The 15830-nt window shown below is 67.2% G+C and carries 9 protein-coding genes, 3 rRNA genes and 1 pseudogene; 7 read left to right on the top strand and 6 right to left on the bottom strand.

Features of this window, described 5'->3' with window-relative positions; translation table 11 throughout:
- The first annotated feature begins 11 nt into the window (after window positions 1–11).
- On the top strand, window positions 12–1421 hold the full coding sequence (locus ACTWJ9_RS17495) for an ATP-binding protein (protein ID WP_279335163.1): 1410 nt from the start codon (window positions 12–14) through the stop codon (window positions 1419–1421).
- A gap of 56 nt (window positions 1422–1477) precedes the next feature.
- Entirely contained in the window at window positions 1478–2974 is a 1497-nt protein-coding gene (locus tag ACTWJ9_RS17490; protein WP_443294400.1) for a type VI secretion protein, read from the top strand.
- Between the two features lie 10 nt (window positions 2975–2984).
- On the opposite strand, the gene ACTWJ9_RS17485 is transcribed toward ACTWJ9_RS17490, so the two are convergent.
- The gene (locus ACTWJ9_RS17485) at window positions 2985–3569 is read right to left on the bottom strand and encodes a GNAT family N-acetyltransferase (protein ID WP_443294399.1); all 585 of its coding nucleotides are present in this window, start codon (window positions 3567–3569) and stop codon (window positions 2985–2987) included.
- Between the two features lie 94 nt (window positions 3570–3663).
- Between ACTWJ9_RS17485 and ACTWJ9_RS17480 the strand changes: the two are divergent.
- From ACTWJ9_RS17480 to ACTWJ9_RS17465, 4 genes and pseudogenes are all read left to right on the top strand, one after another.
- Window positions 3664–3876 (top strand): annotated as a pseudogene (locus tag ACTWJ9_RS17480) (ATP-binding cassette domain-containing protein); the annotation flags it as partial.
- Window positions 3877–3890: 14 nt separating this feature from the next.
- Window positions 3891–4100 carry a hypothetical protein gene (locus ACTWJ9_RS17475; RefSeq protein ID WP_279335161.1) on the top strand — a complete coding sequence of 70 codons (210 nt, stop codon included), beginning with the start codon at window positions 3891–3893 and terminating at the stop codon, window positions 4098–4100.
- Between the two features lie 47 nt (window positions 4101–4147).
- Window positions 4148–5446: a sensor histidine kinase gene (locus ACTWJ9_RS17470; RefSeq protein ID WP_279335160.1), complete on the top strand. Its 1299-nt coding sequence runs from the start codon at window positions 4148–4150 to the stop codon at window positions 5444–5446.
- On the top strand, window positions 5443–6126 hold the full coding sequence (locus tag ACTWJ9_RS17465; protein WP_279335159.1) for a response regulator transcription factor: 684 nt from the start codon (window positions 5443–5445) through the stop codon (window positions 6124–6126). Before ACTWJ9_RS17470 ends, ACTWJ9_RS17465 begins: the two co-directional genes overlap by 4 nt.
- Window positions 6127–6185: 59 nt before the next feature.
- On the opposite strand, the gene rrf is transcribed toward ACTWJ9_RS17465, so the two are convergent.
- The 4 genes from rrf to ACTWJ9_RS17445 all read right to left on the bottom strand — a co-directional run bounded on the left by rrf (window position 6186) and on the right by ACTWJ9_RS17445 (window position 12577).
- Window positions 6186–6302, bottom strand: a 5S ribosomal RNA gene (rrf, locus tag ACTWJ9_RS17460).
- Between the two features lie 88 nt (window positions 6303–6390).
- Window positions 6391–9513: ribosomal RNA gene (locus ACTWJ9_RS17455) — 23S ribosomal RNA — on the bottom strand.
- A gap of 314 nt (window positions 9514–9827) precedes the next feature.
- Window positions 9828–11356: ribosomal RNA gene (locus ACTWJ9_RS17450) — 16S ribosomal RNA — on the bottom strand.
- Together the 16S, 23S and 5S rRNA genes form the textbook arrangement of a ribosomal RNA operon.
- A gap of 663 nt (window positions 11357–12019) precedes the next feature.
- Entirely contained in the window at window positions 12020–12577 is a 558-nt protein-coding gene (locus ACTWJ9_RS17445; RefSeq protein ID WP_279335158.1) for a MarR family winged helix-turn-helix transcriptional regulator, read from the bottom strand.
- A gap of 135 nt (window positions 12578–12712) precedes the next feature.
- Here ACTWJ9_RS17445 and ACTWJ9_RS17440 point away from each other — a divergent pair, with 135 nt between their 5' ends.
- The gene (locus ACTWJ9_RS17440) at window positions 12713–13990 is read left to right on the top strand and encodes an MFS transporter (protein ID WP_279338001.1); all 1278 of its coding nucleotides are present in this window, start codon (window positions 12713–12715) and stop codon (window positions 13988–13990) included.
- A 52-nt stretch (window positions 13991–14042) separates the two neighbouring features.
- Here the strand turns inward: ACTWJ9_RS17440 and ACTWJ9_RS17435 are convergent, their stop codons facing one another.
- Window positions 14043–15734: an ATP-binding SpoIIE family protein phosphatase gene (locus ACTWJ9_RS17435; RefSeq protein WP_279335157.1), complete on the bottom strand. Its 1692-nt coding sequence runs from the start codon at window positions 15732–15734 to the stop codon at window positions 14043–14045.
- Between the last annotated feature and the right edge of the window lie 96 nt (window positions 15735–15830).

Here is a 15830-nt window from a genome sequence, read left to right as displayed (position 1 = left end):
GGCTGAGTCCGATGCGGGATCCGCTGTCCGTCGTCACCGACGCCTTCACGTCCTTCCTGTTCGGGAAGGTCGAGACGACACGGCTGCCGGTGCGCACGTCCACCGGCCAGGCGCAGGCCGTCTACCTGCCGACGGCCGCCCCCGGCCTCGGCGACTCCGGCGTCATCATCGGCCGCGAGGTCTACTCCGGCAAGGGCTACATCTACGACCCGTTCCAGCTCTACGGCCAGCAGCTGCCCGCGCCGCACTGGCTGGTCCTCGGCGAGTCCGGCAACGGCAAGTCGGCCCTGGAGAAGACGTACGTCCTGCGCCAGCTGCGCTTCCGCGACCGCCAGGTCGTCGTCCTGGACGCCCAGGGCGAGGACGGGGTCGGCGAGTGGAACCTCATCGCGCAGGAACTGGGCATCACCCCCATCCGGCTGGACCCGACGGCCGCCCTGAACCACGGCATCCGGCTCAACCCGCTCGACCCGACCATCACCACGACGGGCCAGCTCGCGCTGCTGCGCACCATCATCGAGGTCGCGATGGGCCGCGGCCTCGACGAGCGCTCCGGCTTCGCGCTCAAGGTCGCGCACGCCTACGTCACCGAGAGCATCGTCGAACGCCAGCCGGTCCTCACCGACATCGTCGAGCGGCTGCGCCACCCCGAACCGGAGTCGGCGGAGGCGATGAACGTGGCCATAGACGACGTACGGGCCTGGGGCCTGGACGTCGCCCTGGTCCTCGACCGGCTCGTCGACGGTGACCTGCGCGGCATGTTCGACGGCCCGACGACGGTCGGCATCGACCTGGACGCGCCGCTGATCGTCTTCGACCTGTCCCACATCGACCGCAACTCCATCGCCATGCCGATCCTGATGGCGATCGTCGGCGTCTGGCTGGAGCACACCTGGATCCGCCCCGACCGGAAGAAGCGCATCTTCCTGGTCGAGGAGGCCTGGCACATCATCAACAGCCCGTTCGTCGCCCAGCTGTTCCAGCGGCTGCTGAAGTTCGGCCGCCGGCTCGGCCTGTCCTTCGTCGCGGTCGTCCACCACCTGTCCGACGTGGTGGACGGGGCGGCGGCCAAGGAGGCGGCGGCCATCCTGAAGATGGCGTCGACCCGGACCATCTACGCCCAGAAGGCCGACGAGGCACGGGCGACGGGCAGAGTGCTGGGCCTGCCCCGGTGGGCGGTGGAGATCATCCCCTCGCTCACCCCGGGCATCGCGGTCTGGGACGTCAACGGCAATGTGCAGGTGGTCAAACACCTGATCACCGAGACCGAGCGCCCGCTGGTCTTCACCGACCGCGCGATGACCGAGTCCTCCGCCGACCTGCCCCACGACGCCCTGCTCGCCGCCGAACTGGAGGCGGAGGAGCGGGCCGCGGCCTTCGTGGAACAGCACGTCGGCGACTCCCGGTCGACGGTGGCGTAAGAGCGTCGGGGCTTCGGCACTTCGGGGTTCCGGGGCGACAGGGAAAGGCACCACGCATGAGACCTGACGGCCACGGCAACGGCCACGGACGGAACGGCCAGGGCGGCATCCCGGACGGACTGCTGGTCGGACTGCTCGCGTTCCTGCTCGGCATCACCCTGCTGGTCTGGACGGCCACCGGCCTCGCGGGCCTCGTCGCCCGCGGCTCCTGGCCGTCCGGCGTCACCTTCACCCGCACCCCGGTCGCCATACGGCACCTCGTCGCCGAGCCCCACGACATCCCGAGCGCCTGGCCGGACGCCCCCGCCTCCACCCTCTCGGGGTACGGGCTGTTCTGGGGCCTGTTCATCGGCCAGCTGATGCTGCTGCTCGTCCTCACCCTCTTCGTCCTGGGCACGGTGACCCGCTGGCGGGCGGTACGGGCCCGGCGGAAGGCGGAGCGGGCCACCGCGGGCGCGACCGCGGCGCCGGAACCAAAACCTGAACCGATCCGGCACGAGGTACCGACACCGAGAGCAGCACCCGAGCCCGCACGGGAACGGGAACGGGAAACAGTGCCACCACAGGAAGCCACCCCCTCAGCGGACCCGGCAGGCCCAGCGCACTCGGCAGCACCTCCGGCGCTCTCGACCCACCCGGTGTTCTACGGCTCCCCGGCCACCCGGCACACCATCGCCGCCTCGGCCGTACGGGACGCGGAGGGCCCCGCCCTCGTCGTCACCTCCGACCCCTCCCTCTGGGCGGAGACCAAGGACGCACGGGCGAAGCTCGGCCCCACCCACCTCTACGACCCGACCCACCGCTGCGACACCCCGGCCCGCCTCCACTGGTCCCCCACAGCCGGCTGCGAGGACAAGGAGACGGCCGTCGCCCGCGCCGCCGCCCTGCTGGCCCCGGTCCGCCCCGCCTCCCGGCTCGACCAGGCCGTCAGCGACACCGCCCAGACCCTCCTGCGCAGCTACCTGCACGCCGCCGCCCTCGACGGCCGCACCGTCCGCCACGTCCACCGCTGGGCGCAGGGCACCCAGGTCCAGGACGCGGTCCGCGTGCTGCGGACCCACCCCCAGGCCGCCCCGGGCGCCGCGGGCGAACTCGAGGCCGCCCTCACCGCCTACCCGGAACGCCGGGACATGGCCCAGCAACTGACGACGCGTGCGCTCTCCGCCCTGCTCACGGTCAACATCCGCGAAGCCTGCACTCCGAACCGAACTGATGCCCTCGCCCTGGATTCCTTCGTCCACGAAACGGGCACGCTTTATGTGGTGGGTGAATCCATCGAGGATCCCCGCACCCAGCCAGGTGCGATGCCGTTGCTGACGGCCCTCACCGCAAGCGTGGTCGAGCACGGCCGGCGCATGGCCGAACGGTCATCCTCCGGTCGGCTCGACCCACCATTCACCCTGGTCCTGGACGACGTGGCGGCCGTGGCCCCCCTCCCCCGGCTCCCGGAGCTCCTGACCACCGGCGCGGACCGGGGCCTGCCCACCCTGGCCCTCCTCCGCTCCCGCGAACAGGCCCGCACCCGCTGGCCCCACGACGAACTGCCGGTGTAGGCACCGCAGGTCACCGCTCGACAACCATCTCCAACTCGTACTCGTCCGGCCTCCCCGCCAACGGCAGGCTCACCCCGCTCTCCACGAAGCCCGCCTTGCGGTAGAAACCGAGGGCACGCACATTGTCCGGGTGCACGATGAGCCGCACCCGCTCCAATCCCACCCCCCACGCCCACTCCAACGCAGCCTCGAACAACGCCTTGGTGAGCCCGTTCCCCCGATACTCGGGCCGTACGAACACCCCGACAAGATGCCCCTGCCGCCGCTCGACGCGAAACCCGGCCAAGTCCTTCGTACCGGGCTCCTCGACCAGCAGGGCGACCGACCCCACCCAGGTACCGTCCGCCGTCTCGGCGATGAACTGCCGCATCCCGTCCGCACCCTCGGCCGCCCGCGCCGTCCGCTCCTGCCAGTACGTGTCGGGCCGCGTCACCGCCGTCTCGTACGTCTCCAGAAAGGCGATGTCCGCGACCGGGTCCCGCAGCGCGATGAGCCGCAACCCCTTCACCGCGGCCCACTCCTCGGCCCGCACCTGCCGGATCACATAGTCCCCGAAAGCGGTGCCGATCCCCGTCCCGGAACGCGTAGTAGTCATACCGGCCACCGTAGTACCGGGGTACCACCGCCCTCACCCGAAATACTGCCCGCGGTCCGACGCCCGCCACCCTCGCGCGGACGAGCATCGAACCATGGTTACGGCACAGGAACTCACCGAACACCACGGCGACCGGACCGTCGTCACCGACCTGTCCTTCACCGTCCGCCCCGGCACCATCACCGGCTTCCTCGGCCCGAACGGCGCCGGCAAGTCCACCACCCTGCGCATGATCCTCGGCCTGGACGCCCCCACCCACGGCCACGCCACCGTCACCGGCCGCTCCCACGCCGCCCACCCGGCGCCTGCATCGGTCTCGTCATGATCGTCCTCGAGGTCCTGCGGATGCTCCCCCGTTCCGTCGTCGAGGACGCCGTCCGCCACTTCCCCGCCAAGGCCCTGGAGTCCCTCACCGCCGCCCAGCACGGCCCGGGTGCGGCGGCTCCTGACGCCGCGCTGCTCGCCCTGACCCTGTGGGCGGCGACCTCCCTCCCGGCAGCGGCAGTGACCCTGCGCCGCCGGGACGTCTGACCGCCGTGGCGCCCACCGTGTTCCGCCCGACGGCCGGACCGGCCACCATGAGCCTCGTGGCGAACGACGACCGGGAGACACCCACGGCAGAACGGCCATCGGAACGGCCCACGGAACCTCTCACCCAGTACGTGCAACGCCTCAACCAGCGGGTGCGCGCGTTCGACCGGCGCCACCCGCTGCTGTGGGACCTGCACTTCACCGGCTTCTGGACGACGGCCGCCCTCATCGACTACGCCGGCGGCGGATGGCGCACCGTCACCCACAACCCGGACACCCCCGGCCCTCTCCTGCTCGTCCTGAGTCTGGGCCTGTCCCTCCCTCTCCTGTGGCGCCGCACCCACCCCGCGGCGGTCCTGCTCGCCATGGCGCCGTTCGCCCTGGTCAACGCCTGGTCAGGCGCTGTCCTCCAGGCAGCCCTGCTACAACTCGTCGCCGTCCACCACATCGCCCTGCGCCTCCCCTTGCGATACCTGTGGTGGACGACCGCCCTCGTCCTCACACCGGTCGCGGTCTCCACGGCCCGCCACGGGGAGGGCGACTGGAGTCAGCAGATCGGCTCGCAGCTGACGTCCGTCATCGTGGCGGCCCTCATCGGCGTCACGGTCCGCACCCGCCGGAACTACACCGAGGCCCTGGAGGACCGGGCCCGCCGCCTCGAGATCGAACGCGACCAGCAGGCCCAGCTCGCCACCGCAGCCGAACGCGCCCGCATCGCCCGCGAGATGCACGACATCATCGGCCACAACCTCTCCGTCATCACGGGCTTGGCCGACGGCGGCAAGTACGCGGCCACCAAGTCCCCGGAACGCACCGCTCAGGCACTGGACGCCATCGGCACCACCAGCCGCCAGGCGATGAGCGAACTCCGTCGCCTCCTGGACGTCCTGCGGGACGACGAGAGCAGCCACCACCCCGCCGAGCTGACTCCCCAGCCCACCCTCACCGACCTCGAGCAGCTCATCAACGGCGTCCGCGCCGCGGGCCTCCCCGTCCACACCACCGTCGACGGCCGGGCTGGCCTTCCCCCAGGCCGCCAGCTCACCGTCTACCGTGTCATCCAGGAAGCCCTCACCAACACACTCAAGCACGCCGGCCCGAACACCACCGCCGAGATCACCCTCGCCTACGGCGACCAGGGCTCCGTCACGGCCACGATCACCGACACCGGAACGGCCGGAAACACGGGGACCACCGGAACGGACACTCCCGCCGACGGGCGCGGCCTCCCCGGAATGCGTGAGCGAACCGCCCTGTACGGCGGCACACTTGAAGCCGGCCCACGGCCCCGCCCCGAACAGGGCTGGCGCGTCCACCTGCACCTTCCGGAGGAACCCCCGCAGTGACCACCGTCCTCATCGCCGACGACCAGCCCCTTCAGCGATTCGGCTTCCGCATGCTGCTGGAGAGCCAGGACGACATGACAGTCCTCGGCGAGGCATCGGGAGGCAGCGAAGCAATCCGTCTGACGGCCGAACTGCACCCCGACGTCGTCCTGATGGACATCCGCATGCCCGGCATGGACGGCATCGAGGCCACCCGCCGCATCGTCGCCGCCGGCGACCGCACCCGTGTCCTCATCCTCACGACGTTCGACCTCGACGAGTACGCCTACGCAGGACTCCGTGCCGGCGCCTCCGGCTTCCTGGTCAAGGACGCCCAGCCGGAGGAGCTCCTCTCCGGCATCCGCTCCGTCGCCACCGGGGACGCGGTCGTCGCGCCCGGCCTGACCCGCCGTCTCCTGGACGCCTACGTCCACCACTTGCCGACACCGACTCGCCAGGGCACGTCCCCGCCCACAACCCCGCACACCGACCCCCGCCTGGGCGCTCTCACCGAGCGCGAACGCGAGATCCTCACGGTTATCGGTCAGGGCTGGACCAACACGGAGATCGCCACCCGCCTCCACCTCGCCGAATCAACGGTGAAAACACACGTGGGCCGCATTCTCGCAAAGACGGGCTCGAGGGACCGCATCCAGGCAGTGATCCTGGCGTACGACACAAAACTGGTGGAGCCGTCATAAACCCAACGGGAAATGCAGAAAGCCCCGCACCATATCGGTGCGGGGCTCTCCCACAATTTGTTCGGCGGCGTCCTACTCTCCCACAGGGTCCCCCCTGCAGTACCATCGGCGCTATAAGGCTTAGCTTCCGGGTTCGGAATGTAACCGGGCGTTTCCCCTACGCTATGACCACCGAAACACTATGAAACACTCAACCGCACCACGCCGTGGCCCGGCATGGGGTCGTTCGTGGTTTCAGAACCAACACAGTGGACGCGAGCAACTGAGGACAAGCCCTCGGCCTATTAGTACCGGTCAACTCCACACCTTACGGCGCTTCCATATCCGGCCTATCAACCCAGTCGTCTACTGGGAGCCTTACCCCATCAAGTGGGTGGGAGCCCTCATCTCGAAGCAGGCTTCCCGCTTAGATGCTTTCAGCGGTTATCCCTCCCGAACGTAGCCAACCAGCCATGCCCTTGGCAGGACAACTGGCACACCAGAGGTTCGTCCGTCCCGGTCCTCTCGTACTAGGGACAGCCCTTCTCAAGACTCCTGCGCGCGCAGCGGATAGGGACCGAACTGTCTCACGACGTTCTAAACCCAGCTCGCGTACCGCTTTAATGGGCGAACAGCCCAACCCTTGGGACCGACTCCAGCCCCAGGATGCGACGAGCCGACATCGAGGTGCCAAACCATCCCGTCGATATGGACTCTTGGGGAAGATCAGCCTGTTATCCCCGGGGTACCTTTTATCCGTTGAGCGACGGCGCTTCCACAAGCCACCGCCGGATCACTAGTCCCGACTTTCGTCCCTGCTCGACCCGTCGGTCTCACAGTCAAGCTCCCTTGTGCACTTACACTCACCACCTGATTGCCAACCAGGCTGAGGGAACCTTTGGGCGCCTCCGTTACTCTTTAGGAGGCAACCGCCCCAGTTAAACTACCCATCAGACACTGTCCCTGATCCGGATCACGGACCCAGGTTAGACATCCAGCACGACCAGACTGGTATTTCAACGACGACTCCCCCACCACTGGCGTGGCGGGCTCACAGTCTCCCAGCTATCCTACACAAGCCGAACCGAACACCAATATCAAACTGTAGTAAAGGTCCCGGGGTCTTTCCGTCCTGCTGCGCGAAACGAGCATCTTTACTCGTAGTGCAATTTCACCGGGCCTATGGTTGAGACAGTCGAGAAGTCGTTACGCCATTCGTGCAGGTCGGAACTTACCCGACAAGGAATTTCGCTACCTTAGGATGGTTATAGTTACCACCGCCGTTTACTGGCGCTTAAGTTCTCAGCTTCGCCCCACCGAAATGGAGCTGACCGGTCCCCTTAACGTTCCAGCACCGGGCAGGCGTCAGTCCGTATACCTCGCCTTACGGCTTCGCACGGACCTGTGTTTTTAGTAAACAGTCGCTTCTCGCTGGTCTCTGCGGCCACCCCCAGCTCACACTGCAAGAGTGCTCACCGGTGATGGCCCCCCTTCTCCCGAAGTTACGGGGGCATTTTGCCGAGTTCCTTAACCATAGTTCACCCGAACGCCTCGGTATTCTCTACCTGACCACCTGAGTCGGTTTAGGGTACGGGCCGCCATGAAACTCGCTAGAGGCTTTTCTCGACAGCATAGGATCATCCACTTCGCCACAATCGGCTCGGCATCGGGTCTCACCCTGGATGAGTGGCGGATTTGCCTACCACTCGGGCTACACCCTTACCCCGGGACAACCACCGCCCGGGCTGGACTGCCTTCCTGCGTCACCCCATCACTCACCTACTGCAGGTCTGGTCCGTCGGCTCCACCACTCCCCTCAACTCCGAAGAGATCGGGGCGGCTTCACGGACTTAGCATCGCCTGGTTCGATGTCTTGCGCTTCACAGCGGGTACCGGAATATCAACCGGTTGTCCATCGACTACGCCTGTCGGCCTCGCCTTAGGTCCCGACTTACCCTGGGCAGATCAGCTTGACCCAGGAACCCTTGGTCAATCGGCGCACACGTTTCTCACGTGTGTATCGCTACTCATGCCTGCATTCTCACTCGTGAACCGTCCACAACTCGCTTCCGCGGCTGCTTCACCCGGCACACGACGCTCCCCTACCCATCACGATCCCCGTTGGGGGTTGATATCGCAATGACACGACTTCGGCGGTACGCTTGAGCCCCGCTACATTGTCGGCGCGGAATCACTAGACCAGTGAGCTATTACGCACTCTTTCAAGGATGGCTGCTTCTAAGCCAACCTCCTGGTTGTCTGTGCGACTCCACATCCTTTCCCACTTAGCGTACGCTTGGGGGCCTTAGTCGATGCTCTGGGCTGTTTCCCTCTCGACCATGGAGCTTATCCCCCACGGTCTCACTGCCGCGCTCTCACTTACCGGCATTCGGAGTTTGGCTAAGGTCAGTAACCCGGTAGGGCCCATCGCCTATCCAGTGCTCTACCTCCGGCAAGAAACACGCGACGCTGCACCTAAATGCATTTCGGGGAGAACCAGCTATCACGGAGTTTGATTGGCCTTTCACCCCTAACCACAGGTCATCCCCCAGGTTTTCAACCCTGGTGGGTTCGGTCCTCCACGAAGTCTTACCTCCGCTTCAACCTGCCCATGGCTAGATCACTCCGCTTCGGGTCTTGAGCGTGCTACTTCGGCGCCCTGTTCGGACTCGCTTTCGCTACGGCTTCCCCACCCGGGTTAACCTCGCAACACACCGCAAACTCGCAGGCTCATTCTTCAAAAGGCACGCAGTCACGACATGCAGGCAAGCCTGCATGCGACGCTCCCACGGCTTGTAGGCACACGGTTTCAGGTACTATTTCACTCCGCTCCCGCGGTACTTTTCACCATTCCCTCACGGTACTGTCCGCTATCGGTCACCAGGGAATATTTAGGCTTGACGGGTGGTCCCGCCGGATTCACACGGGATTTCTCGGGCCCCGTGCTACTTGGGTGTCTCTCCAACGAGCCGCTGACGTTTCGACTACGGGGGTCTTACCCTCTGCGCCGGACCTTTCGCATGTCCTTCGTCTACCTCAGCGGTTTCTGACTCGTCCCACGGCCGGCAGACCGTGGAAGAGAGATCCCACAACCCCCACGACGCAACCCCTGCCGGGTCTCACACGTCGTAGGTTTGGCCTCGTCCGGTTTCGCTCGCCACTACTCCCGGAATCACGGTTGTTTTCTCTTCCTGCGGGTACTGAGATGTTTCACTTCCCCGCGTTCCCTCCGCTTGCCCTATGTGTTCAGGCAAGGGTGACAGCCCATGACGACTGCCGGGTTTCCCCATTCGGAAACCCCCGGATCACAGCCTGGTTGACGGCTCCCCGGGGACTATCGTGGCCTCCCACGTCCTTCATCGGTTCCTGGTGCCAAGGCATCCACCGTGCGCCCTTAAAAACTTGGCCACAGATGCTCGCGTCCACTGTGCAGTTCTCAAACAACGACCAACCACCCGTCACACACCGCCAGGGGCGGTGCTGTACCGGGGTCGGCGTCGAAGGCTTCCCGGCCTCGCGGCCGTACCCTCAGACACCCAACAGCGTGCCCGGCACCCCTGCCGCTTCCCCCGGCGTTCCATGCCCTGACGGGCCGTACTGGACGGAGAAGACGATCAAGAGTGCCGACTAATCAACGTTCCACCCATGAGCAACCAGCACCGGACGTACGCCGGTGTACTGGCCCCTGACCGGCCCGGAGGCCGGTGAGAAGTGCTCCTTAGAAAGGAGGTGATCCAGCCGCACCTTCCGGTACGGCTACCTTGTTACGACTTCGTCCCAATCGCCAGTCCCACCTTCGACGGCTCCCTCCCGCAAGGGGTTGGGCCACCGGCTTCGGGTGTTACCGACTTTCGTGACGTGACGGGCGGTGTGTACAAGGCCCGGGAACGTATTCACCGCAGCGATGCTGATCTGCGATTACTAGCAACTCCGACTTCATGGGGTCGAGTTGCAGACCCCAATCCGAACTGAGACCGGCTTTTTGAGATTCGCTCCACCTCGCGGTATCGCAGCTCATTGTACCGGCCATTGTAGCACGTGTGCAGCCCAAGACATAAGGGGCATGATGACTTGACGTCGTCCCCACCTTCCTCCGAGTTGACCCCGGCGGTCTCCCGTGAGTCCCCACCACCCCCGAAGGGACGTGCTGGCAACACGGGACAAGGGTTGCGCTCGTTGCGGGACTTAACCCAACATCTCACGACACGAGCTGACGACAGCCATGCACCACCTGTACACCGACCACAAGGGGGCACCTGTCTCCAGGTGTTTCCGGTGTATGTCAAGCCTTGGTAAGGTTCTTCGCGTTGCGTCGAATTAAGCCACATGCTCCGCTGCTTGTGCGGGCCCCCGTCAATTCCTTTGAGTTTTAGCCTTGCGGCCGTACTCCCCAGGCGGGGCACTTAATGCGTTAGCTGCGGCGCGGACGACGTGGAATGTCGCCCACACCTAGTGCCCACCGTTTACGGCGTGGACTACCAGGGTATCTAATCCTGTTCGCTCCCCACGCTTTCGCTCCTCAGCGTCAGTGTCGGCCCAGAGATCCGCCTTCGCCACCGGTGTTCCTCCTGATATCTGCGCATTTCACCGCTACACCAGGAATTCCGATCTCCCCTACCGAACTCTAGCCTGCCCGTATCGACTGCAGACCCGGGGTTGAGCCCCGGGCTTTCACAATTGACGCGACAGGCCGCCTACGAGCTCTTTACGCCCAATAATTCCGGACAACGCTCGCGCCCTACGTATTACCGCGGCTGCTGGCACGTAGTTAGCCGGCGCTTCTTCTGCAGGTACCGTCACTTGCGCTTCTTCCCTGCTGAAAGAGGTTTACAACCCGAAGGCCGTCGTCCCTCACGCGGCGTCGCTGCATCAGGCTTGCGCCCATTGTGCAATATTCCCCACTGCTGCCTCCCGTAGGAGTCTGGGCCGTGTCTCAGTCCCAGTGTGGCCGGTCGCCCTCTCAGGCCGGCTACCCGTCGTCGCCTTGGTGAGCCGTTACCTCACCAACCAGCTGATAGGCCGCGGGCTCATCCTGCACCGCCGGAGCTTTCCGTTTCCGCAGATGCCTGCGGAAACGGGTATCCGGTATTAGACCCCGTTTCCAGGGCTTGTCCCGAAGTGCAGGGCAGATTGCCCACGTGTTACTCACCCGTTCGCCACTAATCCGCCCCGAGGGGCTTCATCGTTCGACTTGCATGTGTTAAGCACGCCGCCAGCGTTCGTCCTGAGCCAGGATCAAACTCTCCGTGAATGCTTCCCGGCGTTCCGGGGACACCACGGGAGCGGAACCGCCGGAGGAATGATCCGGCGGTTCACAGCGTCCTCGCTGTGTGTTTCAAAGGAACCGCGTCCCGGCCGGAGGCCGGAGACGGGGTATCAACATATCTGGCGTTGATTTTTGGCACGCTGTTGAGTTCTCAAGGAACGGACGCTTCCTTTGTACTCACCCTGGCGGGTTTTCCTCCGGGCGCTTCCCTTCGGTCTTGCGTTTCCGACTCTATCAGATCTTTCCGGTCCGATTTCCTCGGGGTTTCGCCTTCCGGGTCTGCGCTTTTCGCGTTTCCCTTTCCGGCGGCTCCGACTCTATCAGGTCCTTTTCTTCAACCTGACCCCCAGTCAGCGGGGTTTGTCTTTCCGGCTGTTGGGCCGTTCCGACGTCTCAAACCTTAGCGGACTCTCTCGCCGCTTCTCAAATCGGAGCCGTTCGGATCCGAACCGAGTCGCGGAGTCCCGTGCGAATTGAATTCAGGCACGCCGAAATCAGTCCGCTGGGGAGGTCATGCTGTTGGTGTGAGTGCCGCTGTCGCGGCGGAGGTGCTGCCGCAGAACCGTTACGGCCTGATGGCAACTCGAAGAACACTACGGGTCGGGCAGGGGAGTGTCAAGCGAGCCCTGTCAAGATCTTTTCAGTCGGTCAGTCCAGGTCCGTGAGGCGTCCGCCGGCGTCGGGCTGGGCGTCCTCCACCCTGCGCAGGAGACGGGTGAGCATCTCGTCCAGGGCGGTCCGCTCGTCCGTGGAGAGGTCCTGGAGGAGGTCCCCCTCGAAGACCGTCGACATGCGCATCACCTCCATCCACTTCTCGCGGCCGGCGTCCGTGACCTCGACGATGACCCGCACCCGGTTCGTCTCGTCCCGGTCCCGGCTGACGAGTCCTTCGGCGACCATGCGGTCGATCCGGTGGGTCATGGCCGCCGGCGTCAGGCCCAGCCGCTTGGCGAGGTCGCCGGGTCCCATGCGGTAGGGGGCGCCGGAGAGGACGAGGGCCTTGAGGACCTCCCAGTCGGCGTTGGTGATGCCGAGCTCGGCGGTCTGGCGGCCGAAGGCCACGTTCATACGGCGGTTGAGGCGGGACAACGCCGAGACGATCTTCTCGACCTGGGGGTCGAGGTCCTGGAACTCGCGCTGGTACGCGGCGAGCTGCTCTTCGAGTGTCGGCTCTGTCGGCCCCTCGCGGCCGGGAGTGTCGCCCATGGCCGCAGTATGACACGTCACCTTCACCTTGAAGCCCTTCGCGCTGAAGCCGTTCAATGTGTACTCTTCACCTTTGAACTTTAGCTTCTAAGTCTTCACAGTTAACTTGCGAGAGAGGTGAACGTGACCAGGGCGATGGGCGCTGCGATGCGCCGGATCCACGTGGGCAACGCACTCAGTGCGTTCGGGCTCGGCTTCACCGTCCCCTACCTGTACGTCTACGTGGCGCAGGTGCGGGGGCTCGGGCCCGTGACGGCGGGGCTGGTGCTCGCCGTCTTCGCCGTGGCCGCACTGATCGTGCTGCCGTTCGCCGGACGGACCATCGTCCGGCGGGGCCCGCTGCCGGTGTTGCTCGTCGCCCTGTTCACGGCTGCCGTCGGCGCGCTGAGCCTGGGTCTGTCGGGCGGCGCGCCGAGCGTGCTGCTGTCGGCGGCGCTGCTCGGGGCCGGGCAGGCCGTGATGCAGCCGGCGCTGGCGACGATGATCGTGGACTGCTCCACCGCGGAGACCCGGTCGCGGGCGTTCGCCATGCAGTTCTTCCTGCAGAATCTCGGGCTCGGGATCGGCGGTCTCATCGGCGGACACCTCGTCGACACCACGAGACCCGGCTCCTTCACCCTGCTGTTCTCGATCGAGGCGGTGATGTTCCTGCTGCTGGTCGGGGTGATGGCCACGGTGCGGATGCCTCACTCGCCGCGGGTCGCGGGCGCTCCGACGGCATCGGCGAAGGGCAACTGGAAGCAGCTGACGGGCAACCGGGCCATGGTGCAGCTGTGCGTCCTGGGCTTCGTGGTGTTCTTCGCCTGCTACGGGCAGTTCGAGTCGGGGCTGAGCGCGTACGGGGTCGAGGCGGCCGGCCTCTCGACGTCGACCCTGGGGACGGCGCTGGCGGCGAACACGCTGGCCATCGTGATCGCGCAGTTCCTGGTGCTGCGGTTCGTGGAGCGCCGCAGGCGCACGCGCGTGATCGCGTCGGTGGGACTGCTCTGGGCCGTGGCGTGGGCCGTGGCCGGGTACGCGGGCCTCGGCAACGGCAGCCAGGCGATGGCCACCGCCGCCTTCATCTCGACGTACGCGCTGTTCGGGCTGGGGGAGTCGTTGCTGTCGCCGACGCTCGCCCCGCTGGTCGCGGATCTCGCGCCGACCGGTCTCGCGGGGCAGTACAACGCGGCCTTCGCCCTGGTGAAGCAGCTCGCGCTGGCCATCGGTCCGGCTGTGGGCGGGCCGATGGGTGCCTCGTTGCACGCGCCGTACATCGTGGTCTTCGTGCTGGTCTCACTAGGGATCACCGTGCTCGCGCTGCGGTTGGGCCGACAGCTCACGGACGTGCAGAACCAGCCGTCGGTGGCGCGGAGCCTGGTGGTGACGCAGGGCGGCGGCGCCGCGGCGGAGCAGGCTCCGGCACCCGCCTGACGCATCCGGCTCGTCAGAGGGCTCGTCCACCAGCCCGCTCTACGAGTCCGCCCTACGAACCCGTCGGCTTCGGCAGGGTGAACTCGCACCAGACGGCCTTGCCGCCGCCCGGGGTACGCCTGCTTCCCCAGCTGGAGGCGATCGTCGCGACGATGGCGATGCCCCGGCCGGACTCGTCGGCGGGTTCCGCGCGGCGGCGCCTCGGGAGGTGGTCGTCGCCGTCGGTGACCTCGACGATCAGCCGGCGGTCGGTGCGGCGCAGCCGCAGCCGCATGGGCGGGGTGCCGTGCTGGAGGGAGTTGGCGACGAGTTCGCTGGCGGCCAGGACGCCCAGGTCGTGCAGGTCGGCGGGGAACCGCCAGCTGGTCAGCACACCGGAGGCGAAGGCACGCGCGCGGGGGGCCGCTTCGACGCCGCCCAGCAGCTCCAGGGCCGCGTTACGGAAGAGCTCGCTCTCCGGGCCCTTGCGGGCGGGGTGCTGAAGTACCAGCACGGCGACGTCGTCGTCGTGGTCCGGGGTCACCCCCGCCGAGCGGACCAGGCGGTCGCAGACCACCTGGGGGGTGCCGGTCGCGCCGGCCAGGGCGCGCTCCAGGGCCGCGATGCCCTCGTCGAGGTCCTCGTCGCGGCGCTCGACCAGGCCGTCCGTGTAGAGGACGGCGGTGGAGCCGGGGCCCAGCGGGATCGAGCCGGAGGAGTGCATCCAGCCGCCGGTGCCGAGCGGGGGTCCGGTCGGCTCGTCGGCGCGCCGGACGGTGCCCTGCTCGTCGCGGACCAGGATGGGCAGGTGGCCGGCGGAGGCGTGGACGAGGGTGCCCTCGTTGGGGTCGTGGATGGCGTACGCGCACGTGGCGATCTGGTTGGCGTCGATCTCCATGGCAAGGCCGTCGAGCAGCTGGAGGACCTCGTGCGGGGGGAGGTCGAGGCGGGCGTAGGCGCGCACCGCCGTACGGAGCTGGCCCATGACGGCCGCGGCGCGGACGCCCCGTCCCATGACGTCGCCGATGACCAGGGCGGTGCGCCCACCACCGAGGGTGATCACGTCGTACCAGTCACCGCCGACCGCGGCCTCGGTGCCGCCGGGGTGGTAGGTGGCGGCGACCCGCAGGTCGTCGGGCTCCTCGAGTTCCTGCGGGAGGAGGGAGCGCTGGAGGGTGACGGCGGTCTCGCGCTGGCGGCGTTCGCTCGCGCGCAGCCGTTCCGCGGCCTCGGCGTGGTCGGTGACGTCGGTGGCGAAGACCAGCACACCGCGCCCGCGGCCGCCCCGGCCGCGCCCGCCGCCCGCGGCCCCGTCGGCGTGGCCGTCGCTGACCGGGGTGCAGGTGAAGGTGTAGGAGCGGCCGTCGGGGGCCTTGCGGGACTTGACCGTGCGGGGCTTGCCGCTGCGCAGGACCTGGTCGAGGAGGGGGAGCAGGCCGAGTTCGTCGAGCTCCGGGAGCGCTCCTCGCGCGGGGGCGCCGACCGGGCGGGGGCCGAAGGCGGCCGTGTAGGCGTCGTTGACGTAGGCGATGCGGTGGTCGGGGCCGTGCACCAGGGCGACGAGGGAGGGGACGTGGTCGAGGACCTCGCGCACCCTGAGGTCGTCGACCACGGGCACGGACGGCGGCTGGTCGGCGGGTTGTCCGGCGCGGGCGGCGGGCACGGAGCCCTCTCCCCGCCGGTCCGGGGAGACCGTGTACGCGCTGCGCGCTGCGGCGCGGCGCTGTGTTCCGGGGAGCCGGGCGCTCCAGCGCGTGAAGTTCACGAAACCTTGCCTCGTGTAGTCGTCGGCGGCCGGAAACCGGGATGGGCCGGGGCCCCGGGGCCGCACCGGGGACGGACGGCCGCCCGCCCCCGGTGG

This window comes from Streptomyces sp. GDS52 (assembly GCF_052246875.1).
Taxonomy (GTDB): domain Bacteria; phylum Actinomycetota; class Actinomycetes; order Streptomycetales; family Streptomycetaceae; genus Streptomyces; species Streptomyces cathayae.
The sequence above is the reverse complement of the archived record's forward strand: the minus strand, read 5'-3'. Positions and strand labels throughout refer to the sequence as shown.